The sequence below is a fragment of the Paraburkholderia sediminicola genome, from assembly GCF_046027355.1.
In the GTDB taxonomy this organism is placed as follows: Bacteria; Pseudomonadota; Gammaproteobacteria; order Burkholderiales; family Burkholderiaceae; genus Paraburkholderia; species Paraburkholderia sediminicola_B.
Genome location: NZ_JAQQEK010000043.1, coordinates 18,614 through 38,689, shown reverse-complemented (window position 1 = coordinate 38,689; position 20,076 = coordinate 18,614). Strand labels below are relative to the sequence as shown.

Below are 20,076 nucleotides of genomic sequence, written 5' to 3'. Positions count from 1 at the left end.
TCAGGGAGCGAACAGGGTATGACTGAACGAAACGAAATGGAACATGCGGCGTCGACCGACGTCGGCCCGCAGCCTTCGCTCGACCTGCCGGGCCGTCGGAAAACGCGTGTGGGCAAGCTGCGTCTGGTGCTGGTTGCGCTCGCCGTTATTGCGCTGGGTGCATCGGGCGTCACGATCTATCTGCAGCGCCTGTTCCAGCAGCATCAGGACGCGAAACAGGCGGCGCTGACAAAACCGAAAGACAGTGGCGCGAGTGACGCCGGTGCGGATCTGGAGACGCAGAAGGACCGTATCAAGCGCGCGGAAGATCAGGCCCGTGCAGCGTCGGAGGCTGCGACCGCCGCTGCCGCGAATTCCCACCTCGCGACGCCGGCTGGCGCGGCATCGCCGACGAACGGACAGGCGGTGGCCGTGAGCAACCAGCCGCGGCCGCTCACGCCGGCCGAGCGCCGCCTGCAGGGCAGCGTGCTCGTCGCGAGCGGCAACAACGATTCCGGCCAGAGCAACGATGGTCCCGTAGCATCAAATGAAACTGCAGGTGACAGCGGTGGCAACACCGGCGGCGGCAACGCCGGGGCCAGCGGCCATGATGCGTCTGGTCTGGCTGGTCTGGCGAAGTCGATGGGTCTGTCAGCGCTGCGCGGCGGCAGTGCAGGCGGTGCGCCCAGCTCAACCAGCAAGGCGGACGCGGGCGACGGCAAGGGCTCCGCGATCGACCAGTCCTTGCAGCCGTCAAAGCTGCAGCCGATGCAGGCCTCGTTCCGGCCGAAACGGCATTACCTGCTCAGTCGCAACACGATGATCCGCTGTGGTCAGTCGACGGCGATCCGTACCGACCGGCCGGGCCTGATTGGGTGCCCGATCGCGCAGGACGTTTGGTCCGACGATGGCACGACGCTGCTCGTTCGCAAGGGTGCGATGGCGAAGGGCGAGCAGCGCGATGCGGTGATCCAGGGGCAGGGCGTGATCGGCGCGATCTGGGACGAGATCGACGACGGCGACGTACACATTCCGCTGAACTCGCCAGCGACCGATCCGCTGGGTGCCGCCGGTATCCCAGCCTATGTCGACGAGCACTTCTGGCTGCGGTTCAAGGGCGCGCTGATGGTCAGCCTGATTGGCGACTTCGGCCAGGCGCTGGCGAACAAGGCAACCGGGTCTGGCCAGCAGATCACGTTCTCCAACAGTTCGAACGCCACACAGGATGTGGCCGCGGAGACGCTGCGTAACACCATCAACATTCCGCCGACGGCTTATTCAAACCAGGGCTCTGTAATCAATATCTTTGTGGCGCGCGATATTGACCTGACCGGCGTGTACGAGAACGTCGACGCGCAGGGCAACCCTGTTGGCCAGAACGGGCAGCAATGAGGAGCGGACCCATGAACCTGAAGATCAGCTACCCGAACGACTTCCCGTTGCATGGTCTCGATCGCGACATGTTCGAGACCAAACTACGCAACGCTCTGCGTTTCTGTTTCTACGGCAACACGGTCCGCCAGCTGGCCGAGCGGGTCGATGCACGGCGTGCGCGCGAGGTTCCCGATGCCTTGCCACTGCGTCAGATTGCCGACGAGCACGCGTTCGAGGATTGCATGGCGCTCGATGGGTGCTGGATCGACGACATGTCAGCGCCGCTGCGACGCAACCTGCTCCGTAATGTCGGGGCGCGTATCGGGCTGACGATCTCGGAATGGGGCGACAGCGCCTTGCCATCGCTCGATGAACTGGTCAATCGCGCGGCCGCTCACGCAATGGACGTGCACGCAACTAACCGTCAACCCATCGAAACCCCAGCGATTCACGATCACCAGACGCCACGCATATTGCGCATCTGGCTTGTAACGGGGCTATGCGCAGCTGTGGTGATCGGCGGTGCGGCCTGGAAACTGACCCGGCCGGCCGTGCCTTTGAGCGCGACCGTGGTTTCCACGTCGCCGGCGCAAACCCTTCGGGAACTCGCCAGCAGCGTGCCGGACGATCGACGCCCGTATCGCGTCTCAGTGCAGATCGAGCCGCAGGATTCGGGCACCACGCCTCGCTGAACCTGCGCGGCACTTTGATTAACGGATGTGACCCTAAACCAGAAAGGAGTGCGAATGAGCGCAGTCGTAATCGATGTGATCGAGAAGGGCACGATCGCCCGCAGCTTTCTCAAACAGATGGGCATCTCGAACTTCTTCGACGGAAGCCTCACCGAAGTTGCGATCAACCGTCCCGGTGAGATCTGGACACAGGGCAGTGCCGGATGGCGACGGCACGATGCACCGGCCTGCTCGCTCGATGCGTGCTTCAAGCTCGCCAACGCGCTGACGGTGATGAAGGGCGGCAAGTTCTCGACAAAGGAGCCGATTCATCCGGTGGTCCTGCCCGAGGGCCAACGTGGACACGTGCTGATGCAGCCGGCCTGCGAGCAGGACACGATATCCATAACGATCCGGATCCCGTCAGACGTGCGCTTCTCGGTCGCCGAGTACGAGCGCAACGGCTGGTTCGAGGGCTATCGGGACGTGTCGCCGCGCCGCGACATGTCCCAGTCGCTGGACCTGCAGCCGTTCGAGCTCGAGATGCTCGCGGCGAAAGGTCAGCGCAACGTCACGCGCATGCTCGAGCTTGCGGTTGCCAACCGGTTGAACATTGTGCTCGCCGGCGGCACCGGCTCCGGCAAGACCACGCTGAACAAGGCGCTCTCAGACCTCGTGCCGTCCGACGAGCGGATCGGCACGATCGAGGACACGTCGGAACTGTCGCTGCCGAACCACCCGAACCGCGTACACATGTTCTTCAGCGACACGCTGCCGGCGAAGGAACTGGTGCGCTCCACGTTGCGCATGAAGTTTGACCGCGTTTTCCTCGCCGAGCTGCGTGGCGACGAGACGTGGGACTACATGACGCTGCTGAACACCGGCACGCCCGGCGGTATCACAACAGTGCATTGCAACGATGCGCGCTCGGCACATTCGCGCATCGCGACGCTGGTCAAGCAGAGCGCGGTCGGCCAGACGCTCGACTGGCAATTCATCTTGGAACAGGTTCGCGTAACGGTTGATCTGGTTCTCTTCATGCGCAACAAACGGCTCACCGAGCTCTGGTACGACCCGATCGGCAAGGCTCAACTGCTGGGTTGTGTCTCATGAGCGCCGATGCCGCGGCCCAGATGATCGAACAGATCGCGATCAGCCTGTGCGGTGCGCTCGCCGTGTTTCTGTCGCAGGACAGGCGTGCGCACTGGCGGCGCTGGGCCTGCATCTTCGGGCTGGCCGCGCAACCGTTCTGGTGCGACATGGCGTGGCGAGCGCATCAGTACGGCGTGCTCGCGCTGTGCTTTGTCTACGCCGCGTCGTGGGCGCGCGGTTTCACGGCGCACTGGCTCGTACGCAGGGAGGACCATGTATGAACTTCGCGATCAGCGATATCGAGGCGGCGATCGAGGGATGGCGCATGCGCTCGCCGTCCGACGAAGCATTTGCGGCCAGTACAGAGGCCCGCGCGCTGGCGCGGCTCTACGGCGCCGTGATCGTGCACGGCTGCGTGGCTATCACCGATGCCGGGCTGGACGACGCGCAGCGCGACGCCCTGCGGATCCTGTCCGCCGATCCACCCGGAGAGTTCCCGCAATGAAGGCAGATCTTCCGGTTCCCGCGATTGCCGATGCGGCGGACGCGAACGATGACAGCCAGTGCAAATGGCGACCGTCCGGCGACTTTGCGCTGGTCCACCCGTCGGGCTGGACGATCGCGCGGTACTCAGTCTATGACGAGTGGCGCTACCTGCTGTGGGAGCCGATCGATTGCTGTACGGCGGCCAACAGCAACCAGTTCCACGGACCCAACGATCACGTGCGCGACGCGATGCGCCTGCATCGCGACCTCACCGCGCATCTGCAACAACAGGAGATGGCCGCATGACAACGCATCCGAAATTCCGCATTGGCGAAAAGTGGATCTGCATCGAGGACGGCAACGGTTATGTGCCGGATTACCCGGATCACGTGACGTTCGCGGTGCGCGACGTTAAGGCGAGTGGCAAACCGGGCGGCCGTGTCGCCGCTAATTTTTCGGTCCCTCGACGCACGGTGCTGGAAATCGGGCTGCGGCTGAACGTGCTCGCCGAGCGCATGACGCCGGAAACAACCTGGCAGAACAGCCAGACGGTGGGCGAGACCGGCCAGCCGCCGCTGACGTTCACCTTCGGAGAGGACGATCGCGCGGTGCTGGACCGGCTCCTTGCTGACAGACCGCTCAATTTCGCACGCCATGCCTATGCGAGCGCCGAGCGCCTGCGTGCCCGCATGCCGGTCCTTCGCGCCGCGCAGCGCGTACTCGAACACAGTGACGACGAGACGGCCGCAGGCCTGCATGTGCTGATCGCGGCCGCCGATCAGGCCGGCGGGTTCCCTGCGAAGCCGATCGTCGGATTTGACGCGGCCGAATTTGAGGTCAATAGCGATGCAGCCACCCACTGAGGACCGACCATGCCGAAACCGCTTCGAATTCTGATTCCCGTGGTGGTCTTCCTGCTGATCCTGTGCGGCTTCGCGTTCCTCGGCCAGTTCGCCGGCGGCCAGCTTTTCGCGAAGATGCAGAAGCTGCCGGAGGGCAGCGCGGGCATGTTCACGCTGTACGACTACTGGCATGCCTACGGTGACGTGCCTGCGGTGGTGCGCGCGCTCAAGGTGTGCACGCTGCTGTCGGTGGTCATCACCGGCCTGCCAGTGGTCGTGATCACGATGGCGCTCGTGTCGGGCCGCAAGCGCCTCGCCCAGTTTGGCGAGGCCCGGTTCGCAACCCGTAACGACATTGTGAAAGCCGGTCTGCTGGAGAGGAAATAACCATGACCACTGCACAACATCTGTATCCGCCGTTCATTGTCGGCAAGTACAAAGGTGAATACCTGAAGTATTACGGCCAGGATTTCCTGATGACGGCTGCGGGCACCCGCTCCGGCAAGGGCACGTCGCTTGTGATCCCGAATCTTCTCACCTATCCCGATTCGGTCGTGGTCGAGGACATCAAGGAAGAGAACTACCACTATACGTCCGGCTACCGACGGGCATGCGGCCACGAAACCTACCTGTGGGCGCCTTTCTCGGAAGACGGCCGCTCGCACGCGTACAACCCGCTCGAGTACATCGCCAGCCGCCCCGCCTATGCGCGCGTTGGCGACGTGATGACGATCGGCGAACACCTGTATCCGTCCAACGTCGACGCGCGCCTGAAGTACTGGAACGACAACGCCCGCAACCTGTTCATCGGGCTTGTGCTGTACCTGCTGGAAACGCCCTCGCTGCCGTGCACGTTCGGCGAGGTGCTGCGGCAGGCCTCCGGCAAGGGCAGGGCGATCCGTGAACACGTCTCGTCGATCGTCAGCACGCGTGCCGATGCAGCGCATGCGACTGACGGGCTGCCGGCGCTCACCTTCGAATGTCTCGATGCGCTGAACCGCTTCCTGTCGCAGTCGAAGGAAGCGTTCGCGAACATCGTATCGACGATGACCGCGCCGCTGAACGTCTTCAGCAATCCGGTGGTCGACGCGGCAACCAGCCGCTCGGACTTCGATCTGGCCGATGTGCGCAAAAAGCGCATGTCGATCTATGTGGGCATCAAGCCGGGCGACCTGAAGGCCGGCGCGCTGCTGGTCAATCTCTTTTTCTCGCAGCTGATCGACCTGAACACGCGCGAGCTGCCTGCCGAGAATCCTGCGCTCAAATACCAGTGCGCGCTGATCCTGGACGAGTTTGCAGCGCCCGGCAAGATCGACATCATCGATACTGCCAACCCGTTCATTGCTGGCTACAACCTCCGGCTGATGCTGATCTTTCAGGGCATGTCCCAGATCGAGGATCCGAAGCTGTACGGCAAGCACGGCGCCGAAACGCTGGCGATCAACTGCAAGATGCGCAGCCTGTATGCGCCGCGTACGGTCAAGGAATCGGAAGAGTACTCGAAGATGCTGGGGACCTTCACGTACATGGCGCGCTCGCGTAACCGCAGTCGCGGGCGGAGTTCGTCGACGAGCACCAATGAGTCGGAACACGGCAGGGCACTGATGATGCCGCAGGAGCTGCGGGCGCTGAAGCACAACAAACAGATCATCACGATCGAGGGGTGCGAGCCGATCCTGTGCGAGAAGGCGTTTTTCTATGAAGACGCCGAGCTCGTCGACCGGCTCGTGCGGCAGAGCCCTTACCTGCGGGGTGTAATGGCGAAGCTGGAAAAAACCAATCGCCAGCGTGCCTGGTTCGGTTTCGGTCCGAAGTTTCCCAATGAAGTACAGATGAAACATGCCGCGTTCGTCGAGCGCGAGCTGTGCGCACCTGTGCCAAAGATCGACGTCGAGCAGTGGTGGCAGACGCAGAACGCGGCGCGCCGCGCGCAGCAGGCCGCGGCGGCGTCGGACGCAGCCAGGCAGACAGCCGGTCAGGCGCGCGACGTCCGGGAGCACGAGATTGGAGTACTCGCGCCTGTCCACCTGGCCAACCGCAACAGCATCCGCGCATCACTATTCCAGTTGATGCCTTACCTGCGAGAAGTCCTGCCGGACGCGGCGGCCGCCGTGTCGGCGCAGACCGCAGCACCTCAATCACACCCTGAACCGCAAGGAGTGACCGTATGAACGAGATCGAATTTCCCGCCGACCGGATCGACTACCGCGAACGCGACGCGGCAAACGCCGACGATGCGTCGACCATCCACGCGCGCGTCACGCCGCCGGCGAACGAGCCAGACGCGGGCGCCGTGCCCGGCAGTCCGGAAGCGCCGGTCGATGACGCAACCGAAGAGCGCCTGAAGAAGATCCGTGCGGCCGATCGGGAGCAGGTCGAGAAGCTTCTCAAGCGCGACCCATTGCCCAACGCAGCGACCAGCACAGCCACCGACGAGTCGGTGAAGCCGGCCGCCGGCACCGGCAAGCCACTCGGGAAGAAGGGCGATGGGCCGGAGAACACCATCCGCCCGAAACCGGTTTTCGAGAAGACTGGCTATGACGTGCCGAAGTCGGTCACTAACCAGTATGTCGCGCATGAAGGCAAGTTTCTGGATCGCAAAAGCGCGACGGTGCACTTCGAGGACAAGGGCCGCTCGCTGTCGACGGCCAGCGAGGACCGCGACGTGATCGCACACATGGTCGAAGTCGCGAAGGCGAAAAACTGGAGTGAGCTGCAGCTTAAGGGCAGCGAAGAGTTTCGACGGCAGGCGTGGATCGCCGCCGAACTCGCTGGCGTGCCGACGCGTGGCTTCAAGCCTGGTGTGCAGGATCGGGCAGTACTGACCGCTGCGCGCGAGGCGATGCGCATCGGGGCCGGTGACAAATCCAATAATACGGACAAGGCGCGCACGAATGAGATGGAGGCAGCAGACGCAGTGGGGCAAAAACCCGCCGCGCCGGTGTCGGCGAAACCGGCCACTCCGGGACGTGAAAACTCCGCGCCCAGAGATAAACCGACGACCGCCCCGCAACCGTCTGCAGCTGCGCCGGCGAGCCCCGTTCAGAGCGTGCCAACGCCGGCCGGTGTCACGGCGGGGGTGCTGGTGGCGCACGGTCCTGCCCCGTTCAACCACGATGAAAAGCAGAACGACAGCTACTACGCGACGGTGCGGACAGAGGATGGCGAGCACACCGTCTGGGGACTGGACATCGAGCGCGCGATCGTCGAAAGCGGTGTGCAGCCCGGTCAGCGGATCGAGCTGGAAAAGGGCGGCAGCAAGACGGTAACAGCGCAGCAGCGCCAGTTCGACGAGAAGGGTACCGAACTCGCGCCAAAGTCAGTCGAGAGCCGACGTAACGAATGGCTGGTGTTCTCGCCCGATGTGCCGGGCCTGCCCACGCGCGAGCAGCGCGAAGCGCTGGCCAGCGCGCGCCGCGACGCCGATGAGCGCCGACAGATCAATGAGGCACGCGAGCGGTTCCTGAGCGGAGACTGGAAATACTCGAAGGAACAGCAGAAGACGCTCGATGAGGCACGCGAGCGCATCAAGGCGCAGGCCGCGCGCGAGGTGCTGCGTGACGAGATCAAGGGTCTGCCGGAGCAGCAGCAGGAGAAGCTGATGGGGGAGTTCGAAAGCGCCGTGGCCGAGGCGCGCGCAGCTAACCGGCCACTGGACGTGCCCATGCCCCAGGTAAGCGAAGCAACGATCGAGGCCGTACGCAAGCAGGTCGAGCGGGAGCAACGGGGCCAAACTCACGCTGCACAGCAGACCAGTCATCAGGCGACGCTGGAGCGCGGACAGGACCCGCAGTCGCAGACCGCCGGACACGATGGGCCGACGCTCGAAATGGAACCATAAGGCGGCGGACAACGCCGGGCGGCCGCGATCGCCTCGCGACCGTCATCGTCAAATCGAACAACAGGAGCAAACCATCATGAAGATCGCGGTAATCAACTTCTCAGGCAATGTTGGCAAGAGTACCGTTGCACATCACCTTCTCGCGCCACGGCTGGACGGTGCCCGGGTGATTCCTGTCGAGTCGATCAACTCGGACGACAGCGAAAAAGGATCGGCGATGCGTGGAAAGGAGTTTGGGGAACTGCAGGACAAACTGATGACCTTGCGGCATGCCGTGGTCGATATCGGGGCATCGAATGTTGAAGACTTTGTCTCGCTGATGCGTGACTATCAAGGTTCTCACGAGGACTTCGATGCCTTCGTCGTACCGACCGTTCCTGCGCTTAAACAACAGGTCGACACAATTTCGACATTGCGCGCACTCACCGGAGAAATCGGTGTGCCGGCAAACCGGATACGCGTCGTGTTTAACACGGTCACCCCGAAAGACGACGTGTCAAAGGTTTTCTCGAAAATTTTCGACTACTACGCGGAAAACCGCAATTTCGTCTTGAATCGCGATGCGGTGATGTATGAGAACCCTATCTACGAAAAGATCAAGGCGTTCGATCGCTCCATCATCGATATTCGCAACGATCCGACCGACTATGTCGCGATGAACGCCGAAGCAATGGAGAGCGGGGAGCCCGAGGAACATCTTGCACAGATTCGCCAACTGGTTGCAATCAAACGTCTGGCCACACGGGTAACAACCGAACTGGACGCAGTCTTCAAACTCGTGGTGCATTGATGGGCGCATCGGACGATTCGATCCGCGAGGAGTTGATCGGCGCAGTACTGGGTGAGCTATCGCTGCTACGACGGGACGTGAAGAGTCTGTCCCAGCTGCTCGATACCACGGGCAAGCAGTTCAAGGACGATGGTGAACTCACGCTGCTGCGCTTCACGTCCCGCTACGAGCAGTTCCTCAACCAGTTCGCAGCATCGAGCACCGATGTGCTGGCCGAAGCGGGGCGGTTTTCGGAGGCCCGGGATCAACTGCTTGGCGAGATCTCGCTCAGGCAGTACGACGAAGCCAACGGACGAAGCCGCGATCTGCTGCGCGACGTCTTGCGCGAAGAGCGCGGCCCCGGCCATGGCCGGGGCATCGGACGAATCGAACTGGCCACATGGACCGCGTGCGCCATGCTTGGCTCGGTGGCGCTCACGGTCGGAGCCCTTGCTGCGCTGCGCCTTCTGACCACCTGACAGGAGATCTCATGAAACGACTGATCGCAATATTAGTCTGCGGCGCGGTCGCTACCCAGACGGTGGCGCTGGCCGACGACGACAACCCGTCCGCCTGCGGGGCCGTCCTGTGTCTCGCCGGCCTGATCGCCGGTGGCAGTGCCGGCGGGGACTGCAAAAACTATATGACGGGTTACTTTTCCATCGTGAAATTTCACCACGGTCACTTCGATGAGACAGGCACGTCGGATGCCCGTAGCGATTTCACGAACCAGTGCCAGAGCGTTGGACCGGATACGAAGAAAGGTGTGAACGACCGGTACGGAAACGTTCAATCTGGTCCGTGACGCGCAGCCGCTCTCTCAGGTTCTGACAAAGTTTTGCCGTCGGAAGTCAGGACTATTGCGGTGCGGGCTACGGCCCGCAGTCGACAGCACGCGGTAGCAGGCTTCCGGATTCGGCCAAGAAGCGTCATTGGGCAATCGTGTCGTTCGGTCGTTCAGACGGCTGTGCCTCTTCAGCAAACGGTCATTCGATTGGCAACAGAAAATGCTGGTTAATCGGCCATTGCGGTCACTGGTTCGCCCCCAGCACGCGCCGATCGAATCATTCTGGGGTTCGCTCAAAAGCGGCTTCGTCTATCATGAGCGCTTTGCGTCACGCGAGCAGGCGCAGTGTGCGTGATCAGCGAATACATTGAGATCTACAACCGACAGCGCACGCAGGCGCGTCGCAACTATTTGTCGCTTGCTGCATTTACGCAGCGTTAGCATCTAAACCGCATCGCTGCAGTTACCCCGTTGGCGTCCACCGTCTCCGTCCGACCTCAGGGATAAAGAAGGATGGTGAAGGCCGCCATCTCCAATGCGCTGCGGGAATAGGTTCCGTCCCGATACGGTTGCCAAGGCAACGCATCAATTACTGCGTCGGCGCTGACGCAGTAGCAGGGTTGACGAACGCGCTGCGCGGCTCGACCGATTGTCACTCCAGTAGCTCTTTACCTACAACCACTCCGAAGCGTTATTGGTCTAAGGCATATCAGCCTCAACACGGTTGCCTTTGCGGTCTGATTGGCCATACCATTCAAATCTGAAGCCTTCAGGCTTTGCTGGGCTTCAGATTTGGACTTGTCATGACTTTGGCGGTCAAACTCGGTCTGGGAGAATGGCATGTTCCGTAAGATGCTGCGGCCCCTTCTCATCATACTGTTCAGCGTTGGCATCGGACAGATGCGGTCATCGCAGCCAGTCGCGAGTACAGGCGCACTCCCTTCTGTATTTCAGTTCGATGCCGTGGTGGAGGCCGGGCCGCGATACACACTAAGTGCACCGGCCGATGGCACAGTTATTAAAGCGCCTTCATATGGCGACGTCTATAAATCGGCGAAGCCTTGGAGCATTTACTTCCCTACTCCCGACGACGAGGAGAATTCGCCTGTAATCTTCAAGTTGCATAGGGGAGTCGTCGATGTGCTGCAGGCAAAGTTCACTCACTATCAGGCTATGGACGGCCTCTTGCAGGACTACGGACAACGGGGCGCGTCATTTCCAATCTCAAACCGTCCTTGGGACGGAGTAGATAATCCGGTCATTCGCGCCGCGATTGAAGCCGGTACTCATATTCACGACGATACGCCGACGCTTGAGAGCGAGAAAGATCAGCTCAGCAAAGAGCCCGACGGCGCACCCCTATCTCCGTTATTGCAGGAAGTCTCAAAAAAGATCAGCGAAGACGCCCATTTGCCCCGTTCTTTGTCGCCTAACGAATGGCGCAACGTTATCAGGAGTATCGTTATCTACGAAATGCGCGAGGCAAGGAGGTTAAACTCATCCGATTATTACGTATCGTTTAATGGCTCCGATGTTTTCGACACTGAACCAAATAATGCTGCGTTCGATCGATCAAACACAAGGGTATTTCGGGTTGGCAGACCTAGCTTTAATACCGACCCTTTAACGCAGGGCCACGGTAAAGACGCCGGTAACTTTATGCGCTATTGGAAATACTGGAAAACGGTGCACGACGAGAAGCTCTTGAATTCCGCCGACTTAAATTATCTATCGATTATATCTTACACCAGTTATAAGAATAGTAAATCGCCAGACGAAATTCTAGATATCATTCTGGCAGACTGTGCGGCTGCATACGTCGCAATTTCAAACTGGGAACATGTTTATCAGCACATTACAAGGTATGCTGGAAGCGTCAGATGGAAGAACGCAGAGAATAACGCGGCAGCCCTCGCAAATCTCGATTCTGACCTTAGAACGGTCACTCCAGCACTCCTTGACTTGGATATAAATGCCATCAAATTGGCTGCCGACCATGTTAGGGAATTAGCCACGCCCCAAACAACTGAGACTGAGTGGCCGACGATTGAGTCGATGTCAATCATCACTGATCAGATGCGTCCACCAATTAAATTCAAAGGCGCTTTAATCGATCTAATTGAGGAAAATTCCTCGGTTGACTCACGGCTTGTATTTTATTTGAATACACCGCTAATACCGTATTTCGCCATGGGCAGTAGCATTCAGCTACCCGTCGAACCCGGCAGCGCATTGTGGGAAACGTTAATTAAATATAAATCTCAATTGATTGGTATGGATTTGGCGAGCGGCAATCCATTCACGAATTCAATCATACAGGCTATTACTGGACTGTACTCCACTCTTAGTTCCCCTTGGCCTAGTGGCCGATTAAATATAGACCGCGCAGCACAGATTGTTAAGCTGATTCATACAATCCAGAGCCAAATGATGGACGACCTCGCACGCAGTGCGATTCCATTTCGTCAATACGCTATTGATTTGCTGAGGCAGTATTTCGACGATACAACTTCGTTACGCAATGGAAATTTTCAGGTGCCTGAGAAGTCTCAGGTAGATGCCGTGTCTGTCGAAGATGGCCAATGGGTCCCCGCGGGGACGACTTTAGCTGTGTTTCGACCCGTCGCTCGTTTTGGACTGAGAGTCACTTCGGTGAATCCGCTACTGAGAGAATACCTATTAAAGGGAGTGTCTGTCGCAGTGAGGCTTTCGTGCAGTGGAACATTGCCTGTGACGGCGGCGCAAAGACGCCTTATCTTGCAGATGCCACGACGAAAGCAACTGGTCAAACTACTTGATCGTGTCGAGCGGAAGTATGTGTCAACGCACACTTTCGAAGGAGTCCTAGACGAACAGTCCCTGTCAGCTGCAAATTCGGGCGCGCGGGATACTAAGCAATTGCTTGTGTCAGTGAAAGTGGGCGACTCGCAACAATCTGTACGATTTTCTAAGGGGGAGTTGGGGGGCACTTCATTTGCTTCAACCGTCGCTGACCTTAAAGCCGTGGGTTTCGAAGTAAGTGTGAGTAACAAGGACGCGATAATAACACTCGATGCCGGGCCGGTCGAAATAGGCTCGAAGTGTAACGGTATCTTGGTACCTTCCAAAGCACTTTTAGAAACAATTGAAGAGCAAAAAAGGTGGTTAGACCTGGTGTCGGCAAACTGAGCAGGTATTTCAAAATGACTTTTCCTGGACTCACTGCGTTCATTGTTTTTTCCGCGCCATTTTTGGCGTACGGGCAGGCAGTTCGCGAGCCGAACAGTTTACCTTGGGATGAGCGCATCTGGAGGCACGCTGGATTTACGCTGCTTAAATTGCCGCAACTTGGCGACACTAGTCAGTTTCTCGCAAAGACCGAGATATCGATCGTCCCAGGGGTGCAGTTCGCTCCACCGGTATATCCGAAGTCTGCGTCAGAACCACTCGTACCGTCAGAAGCCGATATCTATGCACAGACTACAAATATAGCGACCGGATGGCTGAGCTATGGAAGCTTGTTCGCAATCGGTATGTGGATCAATTCACAACGGGAGGGAGGGATCTGGGACTTCAAGAAATACGGCAAAGATGTTGGCGGCGATTATTCGCTGCGTCTCTCTGATGCCGGTAATTTTGTAAACGGATTAACTGGTGAAATACTATTTTCCCGAGAGTTTTTAGCTCTTGGCACTGGCGGTGTTAAGGTAATGACAAACCTGGTCAAAAATATTCGTCAAGGTTCGGATGTTGATTATGGTCTATGGTGGTCGGGTCCAACGCATGGCGGCAAGCCTCGTGGCTGGATTCTTGAACAAATGGGATATGACTATAGCGAGTCAGGCGAAGTTGTAAGGCAATTTATCGATGAAGCTCGGCCGCTTCCAGCGGAGATGGGAGGGCCTGGACTGACGTACGGACAACTAAGGCGATCCTTGGCGCGAAGTGCAGACCAAGAAATAGAAAAGCGCTCGAAGCCACTGGAAGATGCTGCGCTAAAGTATGACGCTCGTCTTTATCAAGAGATGAAACAGCAAGACAAACAGCGGGCGGAGGAACAAAAACAGGCAGAAATTAGAGCTTACCAAGAGGCCCTAGAACAAAAGCGGCGGGCCCAACTGCAGCTACAAGAAGAGGAGCGCCAACGACAGCTCGCAGGGGAAGAGGAAGCGATGCGCAGTCAGCAGGATGCAGATCGTGCGCGCTACTTTTCGACTAGACCGACATCAAATATACCAACGACGCCATGGTCTCCTAGCACCCCTCCGACATATTTCCAACAGTCAATCGCCAATCCGCAGTCGGCTTATGTGCCGCTTCCGTCGCCTTTCATCCCGCGTCCATTCGTTTATTACGGCGGTCACATTGAGTATGCGCCGGCGGACTTCGACAACAGTGACGAACGGGGCGCTACGATAAGTCATCCTTGATGAAGACGAGCACACTTCGAGAACGCCGATCGACGGCTATTAAATCTGACGATCTTCGGGCTCACTTAATATGGTTTTCGAAGAAAAGGACTATCGGTGTGAGTCACTGGCTGAGAGCAAGATACGGACCGTGCAATGGATGGCACGGAACTTGAGGGCGGCCGCTCATTGATCGTCCATCGCTTCCGTGGAGAAGGAATGGCGATGATGGCTGAGAACGGGCCTGCCTCCGCGAACTCATGATGACCGTTGGGCGATCGGAAGCGGGCGTTGATGTGGTGACAGTCGCACCGGCGGTTGAGGGTCGGTTTATGCCTTTCGCACACCTGCTGCGATCAAAGATCCGTCGAGGTCTTCTTCGGACCGGGTTCGGCCATGTGCAGTCGTTGGTATCCACGGCATGAAAGGACAGTCGAACGGCGGCTTTGCACCGTATAGCTGTCCGTCACCCAGCTATTGTGATCAAGACATCTCCGTGCGTCGACTATATCCCCCGATAATTTGGCCGCTGTCCTAGCTAATGCGGATCGTGCCAAAGCGAGACATGACGTTAAATGAGCTGCTTCAGCGGCTTCACACTTCCTTCTAACGCGACCGGACAAGCAGTCAAATCAACGCTACATACGGCGGCCGCAAATCAAAGCAGTTGTGCTGACGGTTCAGCCGGAAAACTAACCTGTTCATCGCAATTGAAGTCGTACCGCTTGCTTTACTCGACCTTCGCTTTGCCCGATGCGCGCGCGGCTATTTCGCACGCGAGTTGAACAAAAGAGCCTAGCGCAGCGGGCGGGTTGGGTTCCTTCCACGCGAGGTAGAGTTCGCTTCGCGCGTGCTGTTCACGCAGCGGACGATAAACGACGTTGTCCATGTGCGTTCGTTGAACCGACGCAGGTACGAGCGTCACACCAAACCCGGCGCTTACGAGGCCAAGGGACGCGTAGATCTGTCCCATTTCGAAGCTCGTGGAAGGAGAGAAGCCTGCCAGTGCGCACAACTGGTTGATGGTGGCGTGATAGTCCGGCGCGACATCTTTCCGGTAATTGATGACGCGCAGGTGCATACAGTCCTTGATGGAAATCTGCCGTTTCGCTGCGAGAGGGTTGTCCTTCGCGATGGCAACGTAAAACGGCTCCTGAAGCAACAAGACGCTGTTCAGTTGGGTATCCGACGGCAAAGAGCGAACGAAGGCCAGATCGACGTCCCCTCGATCCAGCGCATTGATCTGTTCCGCAGAGGAAAACCATCGAAGTTCGACTGTCACCGCGGGGTAACGCTGCTGGAATTCACGCAAGAGCGGCGGCAGCAGCGTGTACGCGATGTGCTCAAAGAACCCGACCGCCACCCGGCCGATTTCCCCTCTTGCTGCGCGTTGCGAATCCACGATCGCGGAGTTTGTGTCCGCCAGAATTCGCCTGGCCCGTTCTTCGAAAACCTGGCCCGCCGATGAAAGGAAAACGCGTTTGCCCCGGCGCTCGAAAAGCGCCACGCCGAGTTCCTCTTCCAGTTCCCGTATCTGCCGGCTCAACGGCGGCTGGGCCATGTGCAGTTCTTCGGCCGCCTTCGTGAAGTTGAGTGTGCGTGCCACCGTCAGAAAGTAGCGAAGATGACGCAGCTCCATTTGAAACCTTTTAGGTATCGATACGCAACTTATTATATCTTTTACATTGGACGCGAGGGGTTTTAGGATCATGACATCACACCAATAAGTCAGGAGATGCCCTCATGAAACTTACCGCGTCACAATTGGAAGCGTACGAGCGCGATGGATTCGTTGTTCTGCCGGAGCTTTTCTCGGAAGAAGAAGTCGAGCATATGAAGAGCGAGTTGCGCCGGATCCAGAAGATCGACACCGACCATCTCGTCCGTGAAAAAACGGGCGGCATCGCGAAGACGATCTACAAAGTTCACGAAACCGAAAGTCCGACGGCATCGGCGGTCTTTCACTCCGCCGTGCGCTCCCCCAGATTGCTCGAGTCGGCACAACAACTGATCGACGATCCCGAACTCTACGTCTATCACACGAAGTGCAATCTGAAGACGGCTATCGACGGCTCCGTCTGGCAATGGCATCAGGACTTCGGCACCTGGCATATCGACGGCGTGAAAGAACCGCAGATGACAACCGCGTTGGTCATGCTCGACGAGCCGACCGAAATGGGCGGATGTCTCTACTTCATCCCGGGAAGCCACAAGCTTGGTTCACTCGATCCGACGTTCGATGAGGCAACCGGTTACCGCTTCTACGTTGTACCCAAGCAGACGATGCTCGATATTTTGTCCAGTCATCCCAAGGCCGTGCCTATCATCGGCCGCCCGGGAACAGTCGTGTTCTTCGACGCCAACATCGTGCATTCCTCGGGTCACAACCTGTCCGGTGACGATCGATGGCAGGCCTATGTCGTCTACAACCAGGTGAAGAACAAGCCTGAACAGGTCGAGCAGCCGCGACCGGATTATGTGCGCTCGACCAATTTCGTTCCTCTCGAGGTTGGCTCAGACGAGATTCTCGACAGAGTTCAGATCGGCTGAACTTGCGCGCGCGTCGCTCGCCGGGACGCATGTACCTGGCGAGCAGCGGCAAGTCACATCAACAGGGTAAGCCTTATCTCCTGAATGTCGCCGACGCGTGACCTCGCGTTTTCTCTCCAAATGCGGCCATCACGACGACGCGTCAGGCCTGTTGCTCTGATGGACGCAGGTGAAGCAATACGTACGCAGAGTGCCGCGCAAGGACGCATGAAAGGTAAGCGACATGAAGGTCATAAAGATAAAACTAGAAGAAGCACGAGACACTACTTCCGAAGCAGCGTTTCTCGAAGCTCTGCGGGTTGCGGGACTGGAGGGCGAGATCGACGTCAGCCATGCGACGCGCACGGTACTCGCAACGGACAATTCGATCTATCAGCGCAGACCCACGGCTGCGATTTTCCCTCGCAACGCCGCTGACGTTGAGCGCATCGCGCGGCTGCTCGCCGAGGACCGATTTCGAAGCGTCGTGGTATCGCCCCGAGGCGGTGGCACCGGCACCAACGGCCAGTCATTGACCGACGGTATCGTCGTCGACCTGTCCCGCCACATGAACCGCATCATTGAAATCGATCCGATTAAACGCACGGCAAGGGTTCAGGCAGGCGTCGTCAAGGATCAATTGAATGCGGCTCTCAAACCGCACGGATTATTCTTTGCTCCGGAACTGTCCACGTCGAATCGCGCCACGATTGGCGGAATGATCAGCACGGACGCCAGCGGACAAGGCAGCTGCACCTATGGAAAAACGCGCGACCACGTCATCACTCTGAAGAACGTGTTGCTTGGAGGGGTTCCGCTCGTCTCCGAGCCGGTCGACGATGCAGCACTGGAACAGCTTTGCGCACGGACGGATATTGTCGGACGGGCCTACAAAACTGCCCGCGAGATTTCCGACAACCAGGCTGAACTCATCCGAGACACTTTCCCGCCGCTTAATCGCTGCCTGACGGGCTACGATCTCGCGCATCTTCGCGAACGTGACGGAAGGCTGAACCTGAATAGCCTGATTTGCGGCGCGGAGGGTACGCTCGGCTTCGTTGTAGAGGCGACATTGAACGTGTTGCCGATACCGCTTAATTCGGCGCTGGTGAACATCCAGTATGAAGGATTCATGGATGCGCTGAGGGATGCGCGCGCTCTGATGGAACATCGACCGCTGTCCATCGAGACGGTGGACTCCACGGTACTCGCGCTAGCCCGCGATGACGTTGTCTGGACTTCGATATCCGAGTTCTTCCCGGACTATAACGACGAGCGAAGCGCTCAAGGTATCAACCTCGTTGAATTCAGCGCCGATGATCTCGGTCAGCTGCAAAGCCGTGTCGCTGAATTTGTCGAGCACATCAGCACGGACCAGAGCGTTCGGCGTCTCGGCCACACGATCGCCTGGGGAGATGTGGCGGTTAGCCGTGTTTATGCAATGCGAAAGCGCGCAGTCGGCCTTCTTGGGAACGTTCGCGGAAAAAGGCGGCCGCAGCCGTTTGTCGAGGACACGGCTGTCCCTCCGGAGCAACTTGCGGAGTACATCGCAGAGTTTCGCGCGTTGCTCGATTCCTATGGCTTGAAGTATGGAATGTTCGGGCATGTTGACGCTGGCGTGCTGCACGTGCGTCCTGCGCTCGATCTGAGAGCCCCCGAGGATGCTGCCTTGATCAGGCCCATCTCGGATGCCGTCTCGGTGCTCACGATGAAGTACGGAGGACTTCTTTGGGGAGAGCACGGGAAAGGCGTGCGCTCGGAATACGCACCGACCTTCTTCGGGAGCCTTTACCCGTCCTTGCAGCGAATCAAGGCAGCGTTTGACCCATATAACCAGCTAAATCCCGGAAAGATCGCCGTACCGGCAGGCGTGCATAGCACACTTCTCAAGATTGACTCCACCACTTTGCGAGGTGAACTCGATCGCGAGATCAGCGACGCTGTGTGGGAAGCGAACAGTGACGCCGTCCAATGTAACGGCAATGGCGCTTGCTTTAATTTCGATCCGGACGATTCGATGTGTCCTTCATGGAAAGCGACACGTCAACGCATTCATTCTCCGAAAGGCCGTGCGTCGTTGATGCGTGAGTGGTTACGTCTGCAGGTAGCTGCAGGTACCGATCTGATCGCTCGACCGCGTGCGAAGCGCTTGCCCGTACGTTTCTTGAATTCGCTGCGTCGCGGTCGAAACAAAGATGATTTTTCGCACGAGGTGTATGAGGCGATGAGCGGCTGCCTCGCCTGCAAATCTTGCGTCGCTCAGTGTCCTGTCAAGGTGAACGTGCCGGAGTTCCGATCACGATTCCTGGAGCATTACCACACGCGATATCTTCGCCCGGCTCGCGACTACATGATTGCTTCTCTCGAATACACGATTCCGCGGCTGGTCTCCGTGCCCGGGGGGCGACAGTTTTACAACGGCGTTGTGGAAAGCCGGTTCGCGCGACTATTGCTCAAGCACGTTGTTGGAGTAGTCGACACACCGATTATTGCCCAGAGCGAAGCCAGCAAGTCGAACCGATGCGCTATCGCGACGCCTGAGATTCTGATGCGGATGAACGCAAGCGAACGGAAACGTTGCGTGGTCATGGTCCGCGACACCTTCACGAGTTTTTTTAGTGGCGACGTCGAAACCGCATTTGTCGAGCTTGCAGATTCTTTGGGATTTCGCGTATTTTTCGCGCCCTTTCATCCGAATGGGAAACCTCTCCACGTTCTGGGCTTTCTGGCACGGTTCGCGCGGGCCGCGCGGAAGAACGCCCAGACACTGCTCGATATTGCAAACACGGGTGTCACGCTGGTTGGGGTCGACCCGGCCATGACGCTGACGTATCGCCAGGAATATTCCAAAGTACTCGGGAGCGAAAATGTCCCGAATGTGTTATTGCCGCAGGAGTGGCTCGCGACTGCGATCAGTTCGTCGCACATGCCCAAAGCGGCACGTGTGTCGTTCAAGTTACTACCTCATTGCACGGAGAAGACCAATGCCGGGCAAACTACAGCGCTTTGGAAAGCGGTTTTTGCCGCGGCAGGTCTGGACGTGGCGATGCCCTTAACAGGGTGTTGCGGGATGTCAGGCACTTACGGCCATGAAGCGAGGAACGTGACTACATCGACCGACATCTTCGCGCTGTCGTGGGCGCACCAGATTCCTGAATCCGATTGCCCGGTCAGGAACGAGGAAAGCCCAGAGGTCCTGGCGACAGGCTATTCCTGTCGCTGTCAGGTGAAGCGTCTGCGAGGCAAGACGCTTCGTCACCCTGTGCAGGTGCTTGCGGATATCTACCGCCGATAGTCATTAGATGTAGCTCCGGACGT

Annotated in this window: 18 protein-coding genes and 1 pseudogene; 18 read left to right on the top strand and 1 reads right to left on the bottom strand. The window is 58.5% G+C overall.

Annotated features, from left to right (window positions below):
• The first annotated feature begins 18 nt into the window (after positions 1–18).
• From PQR42_RS40305 to PQR42_RS40230, 16 genes and pseudogenes are all read left to right on the top strand, one after another.
• A complete protein-coding gene (locus PQR42_RS40305) occupies positions 19–1,371 on the top strand; it encodes a TrbI/VirB10 family protein (protein ID WP_408495338.1) in 1,353 nt (450 codons plus the stop codon).
• Positions 1,372–1,382: 11 nt separating this feature from the next.
• Positions 1,383–2,045 carry a hypothetical protein gene (locus tag PQR42_RS40300; protein WP_408495336.1) on the top strand — a complete coding sequence of 221 codons (663 nt, stop codon included), beginning with the start codon at positions 1,383–1,385 and terminating at the stop codon, positions 2,043–2,045.
• Positions 2,046–2,099: 54 nt separating this feature from the next.
• Entirely contained in the window at positions 2,100–3,137 is a 1,038-nt protein-coding gene (gene virB11, locus PQR42_RS40295; protein WP_408495334.1) for a P-type DNA transfer ATPase VirB11, read from the top strand.
• The gene (locus PQR42_RS40290; RefSeq protein ID WP_408495332.1) at positions 3,134–3,397 is read left to right on the top strand and encodes a hypothetical protein; all 264 of its coding nucleotides are present in this window, start codon (positions 3,134–3,136) and stop codon (positions 3,395–3,397) included. Before virB11 ends, PQR42_RS40290 begins: the two co-directional genes overlap by 4 nt.
• Complete coding sequence (locus tag PQR42_RS40285; protein ID WP_408495330.1) at positions 3,394–3,621, top strand: DUF3717 domain-containing protein; 228 nt, start codon at positions 3,394–3,396, stop codon at positions 3,619–3,621. Before PQR42_RS40290 ends, PQR42_RS40285 begins: the two co-directional genes overlap by 4 nt.
• Positions 3,618–3,908: a hypothetical protein gene (locus PQR42_RS40280; protein WP_408495328.1), complete on the top strand. Its 291-nt coding sequence runs from the start codon at positions 3,618–3,620 to the stop codon at positions 3,906–3,908. Before PQR42_RS40285 ends, PQR42_RS40280 begins: the two co-directional genes overlap by 4 nt.
• Positions 3,905–4,465, top strand: a complete 561-nt coding sequence (locus PQR42_RS40275; protein WP_408495327.1) for a hypothetical protein — start codon at positions 3,905–3,907, stop codon at positions 4,463–4,465. Before PQR42_RS40280 ends, PQR42_RS40275 begins: the two co-directional genes overlap by 4 nt.
• A gap of 9 nt (positions 4,466–4,474) precedes the next feature.
• Complete coding sequence (locus PQR42_RS40270) at positions 4,475–4,831, top strand: hypothetical protein (RefSeq protein ID WP_408495325.1); 357 nt, start codon at positions 4,475–4,477, stop codon at positions 4,829–4,831.
• 2 nt (positions 4,832–4,833) lie between these two features.
• Positions 4,834–6,615: a type IV secretory system conjugative DNA transfer family protein gene (locus tag PQR42_RS40265; protein WP_408495323.1), complete on the top strand. Its 1,782-nt coding sequence runs from the start codon at positions 4,834–4,836 to the stop codon at positions 6,613–6,615.
• On the top strand, positions 6,612–8,285 hold the full coding sequence (locus PQR42_RS40260; protein ID WP_408495321.1) for an LPD7 domain-containing protein: 1,674 nt from the start codon (positions 6,612–6,614) through the stop codon (positions 8,283–8,285). The genes PQR42_RS40265 and PQR42_RS40260 overlap by 4 nt, the downstream gene beginning before the upstream one ends.
• A 76-nt stretch (positions 8,286–8,361) precedes the next feature.
• Positions 8,362–9,075 carry a StbB family protein gene (stbB, locus tag PQR42_RS40255; RefSeq protein WP_408495319.1) on the top strand — a complete coding sequence of 238 codons (714 nt, stop codon included), beginning with the start codon at positions 8,362–8,364 and terminating at the stop codon, positions 9,073–9,075.
• Complete coding sequence (locus PQR42_RS40250; protein ID WP_408495317.1) at positions 9,075–9,533, top strand: hypothetical protein; 459 nt, start codon at positions 9,075–9,077, stop codon at positions 9,531–9,533. The genes stbB and PQR42_RS40250 overlap by 1 nt, the downstream gene beginning before the upstream one ends.
• 11 nt (positions 9,534–9,544) lie before the next feature.
• Positions 9,545–9,859: a TrbM/KikA/MpfK family conjugal transfer protein gene (locus PQR42_RS40245; RefSeq protein ID WP_408495315.1), complete on the top strand. Its 315-nt coding sequence runs from the start codon at positions 9,545–9,547 to the stop codon at positions 9,857–9,859.
• A gap of 244 nt (positions 9,860–10,103) precedes the next feature.
• Positions 10,104–10,282, top strand: a pseudogene (locus tag PQR42_RS40240) (IS3 family transposase); the annotation flags it as partial.
• A gap of 399 nt (positions 10,283–10,681) precedes the next feature.
• Positions 10,682–13,009 carry a hypothetical protein gene (locus PQR42_RS40235; protein WP_408495313.1) on the top strand — a complete coding sequence of 776 codons (2,328 nt, stop codon included), beginning with the start codon at positions 10,682–10,684 and terminating at the stop codon, positions 13,007–13,009.
• Between the two features lie 14 nt (positions 13,010–13,023).
• Positions 13,024–14,250 (top strand): cell envelope integrity protein TolA, encoded by a 1,227-nt coding sequence (locus PQR42_RS40230; protein ID WP_408495311.1) that lies wholly within the window; start codon positions 13,024–13,026, stop codon positions 14,248–14,250.
• Positions 14,251–14,959: 709 nt separating this feature from the next.
• Here the strand turns inward: PQR42_RS40230 and PQR42_RS40225 are convergent.
• Positions 14,960–15,868, bottom strand: coding sequence for a LysR family transcriptional regulator (locus PQR42_RS40225; RefSeq protein WP_408495309.1), 909 nt, complete (start codon positions 15,866–15,868; stop codon positions 14,960–14,962).
• Between the two features lie 104 nt (positions 15,869–15,972).
• Between PQR42_RS40225 and PQR42_RS40220 the strand changes: the two genes are divergently transcribed.
• Complete coding sequence (locus PQR42_RS40220; protein ID WP_408495307.1) at positions 15,973–16,779, top strand: phytanoyl-CoA dioxygenase family protein; 807 nt, start codon at positions 15,973–15,975, stop codon at positions 16,777–16,779.
• 223 nt (positions 16,780–17,002) lie between these two features.
• On the top strand, positions 17,003–20,053 hold the full coding sequence (gene ydiJ / locus PQR42_RS40215) for a D-2-hydroxyglutarate dehydrogenase YdiJ (protein WP_408495305.1): 3,051 nt from the start codon (positions 17,003–17,005) through the stop codon (positions 20,051–20,053).
• Positions 20,054–20,076 lie beyond the last annotated feature (23 nt).

Bases quoted from the DNA above. Each gene is read 5' to 3' on its own strand.
- PQR42_RS40225 (WP_408495309.1), bottom strand. From the start codon at position 15,868: ATGGAGCTGCGTCATCTTCGCTACTTTCTGACGGTGGCACGCACACTC.
- PQR42_RS40260 (WP_408495321.1), top strand. From the start codon at position 6,612: ATGAACGAGATCGAATTTCCCGCCGACCGGATCGACTACCGCGAACGC.
- PQR42_RS40285 (WP_408495330.1), top strand. From the start codon at position 3,394: ATGAACTTCGCGATCAGCGATATCGAGGCGGCGATCGAGGGATGGCGC.
- PQR42_RS40235 (WP_408495313.1), top strand. From the start codon at position 10,682: ATGTTCCGTAAGATGCTGCGGCCCCTTCTCATCATACTGTTCAGCGTT.
- PQR42_RS40245 (WP_408495315.1), top strand. From the start codon at position 9,545: ATGAAACGACTGATCGCAATATTAGTCTGCGGCGCGGTCGCTACCCAG.
- PQR42_RS40275 (WP_408495327.1), top strand. From the start codon at position 3,905: ATGACAACGCATCCGAAATTCCGCATTGGCGAAAAGTGGATCTGCATC.
- PQR42_RS40280 (WP_408495328.1), top strand. From the start codon at position 3,618: ATGAAGGCAGATCTTCCGGTTCCCGCGATTGCCGATGCGGCGGACGCG.
- ydiJ (WP_408495305.1), top strand. From the start codon at position 17,003: ATGAAGGTCATAAAGATAAAACTAGAAGAAGCACGAGACACTACTTCC.
- PQR42_RS40300 (WP_408495336.1), top strand. From the start codon at position 1,383: ATGAACCTGAAGATCAGCTACCCGAACGACTTCCCGTTGCATGGTCTC.
- virB11 (WP_408495334.1), top strand. From the start codon at position 2,100: ATGAGCGCAGTCGTAATCGATGTGATCGAGAAGGGCACGATCGCCCGC.
- PQR42_RS40290 (WP_408495332.1), top strand. From the start codon at position 3,134: ATGAGCGCCGATGCCGCGGCCCAGATGATCGAACAGATCGCGATCAGC.
- stbB (WP_408495319.1), top strand. From the start codon at position 8,362: ATGAAGATCGCGGTAATCAACTTCTCAGGCAATGTTGGCAAGAGTACC.
- PQR42_RS40270 (WP_408495325.1), top strand. From the start codon at position 4,475: ATGCCGAAACCGCTTCGAATTCTGATTCCCGTGGTGGTCTTCCTGCTG.
- PQR42_RS40220 (WP_408495307.1), top strand. From the start codon at position 15,973: ATGAAACTTACCGCGTCACAATTGGAAGCGTACGAGCGCGATGGATTC.
- PQR42_RS40305 (WP_408495338.1), top strand. From the start codon at position 19: ATGACTGAACGAAACGAAATGGAACATGCGGCGTCGACCGACGTCGGC.
- PQR42_RS40250 (WP_408495317.1), top strand. From the start codon at position 9,075: ATGGGCGCATCGGACGATTCGATCCGCGAGGAGTTGATCGGCGCAGTA.
- PQR42_RS40265 (WP_408495323.1), top strand. From the start codon at position 4,834: ATGACCACTGCACAACATCTGTATCCGCCGTTCATTGTCGGCAAGTAC.
- PQR42_RS40230 (WP_408495311.1), top strand. From the start codon at position 13,024: ATGACTTTTCCTGGACTCACTGCGTTCATTGTTTTTTCCGCGCCATTT.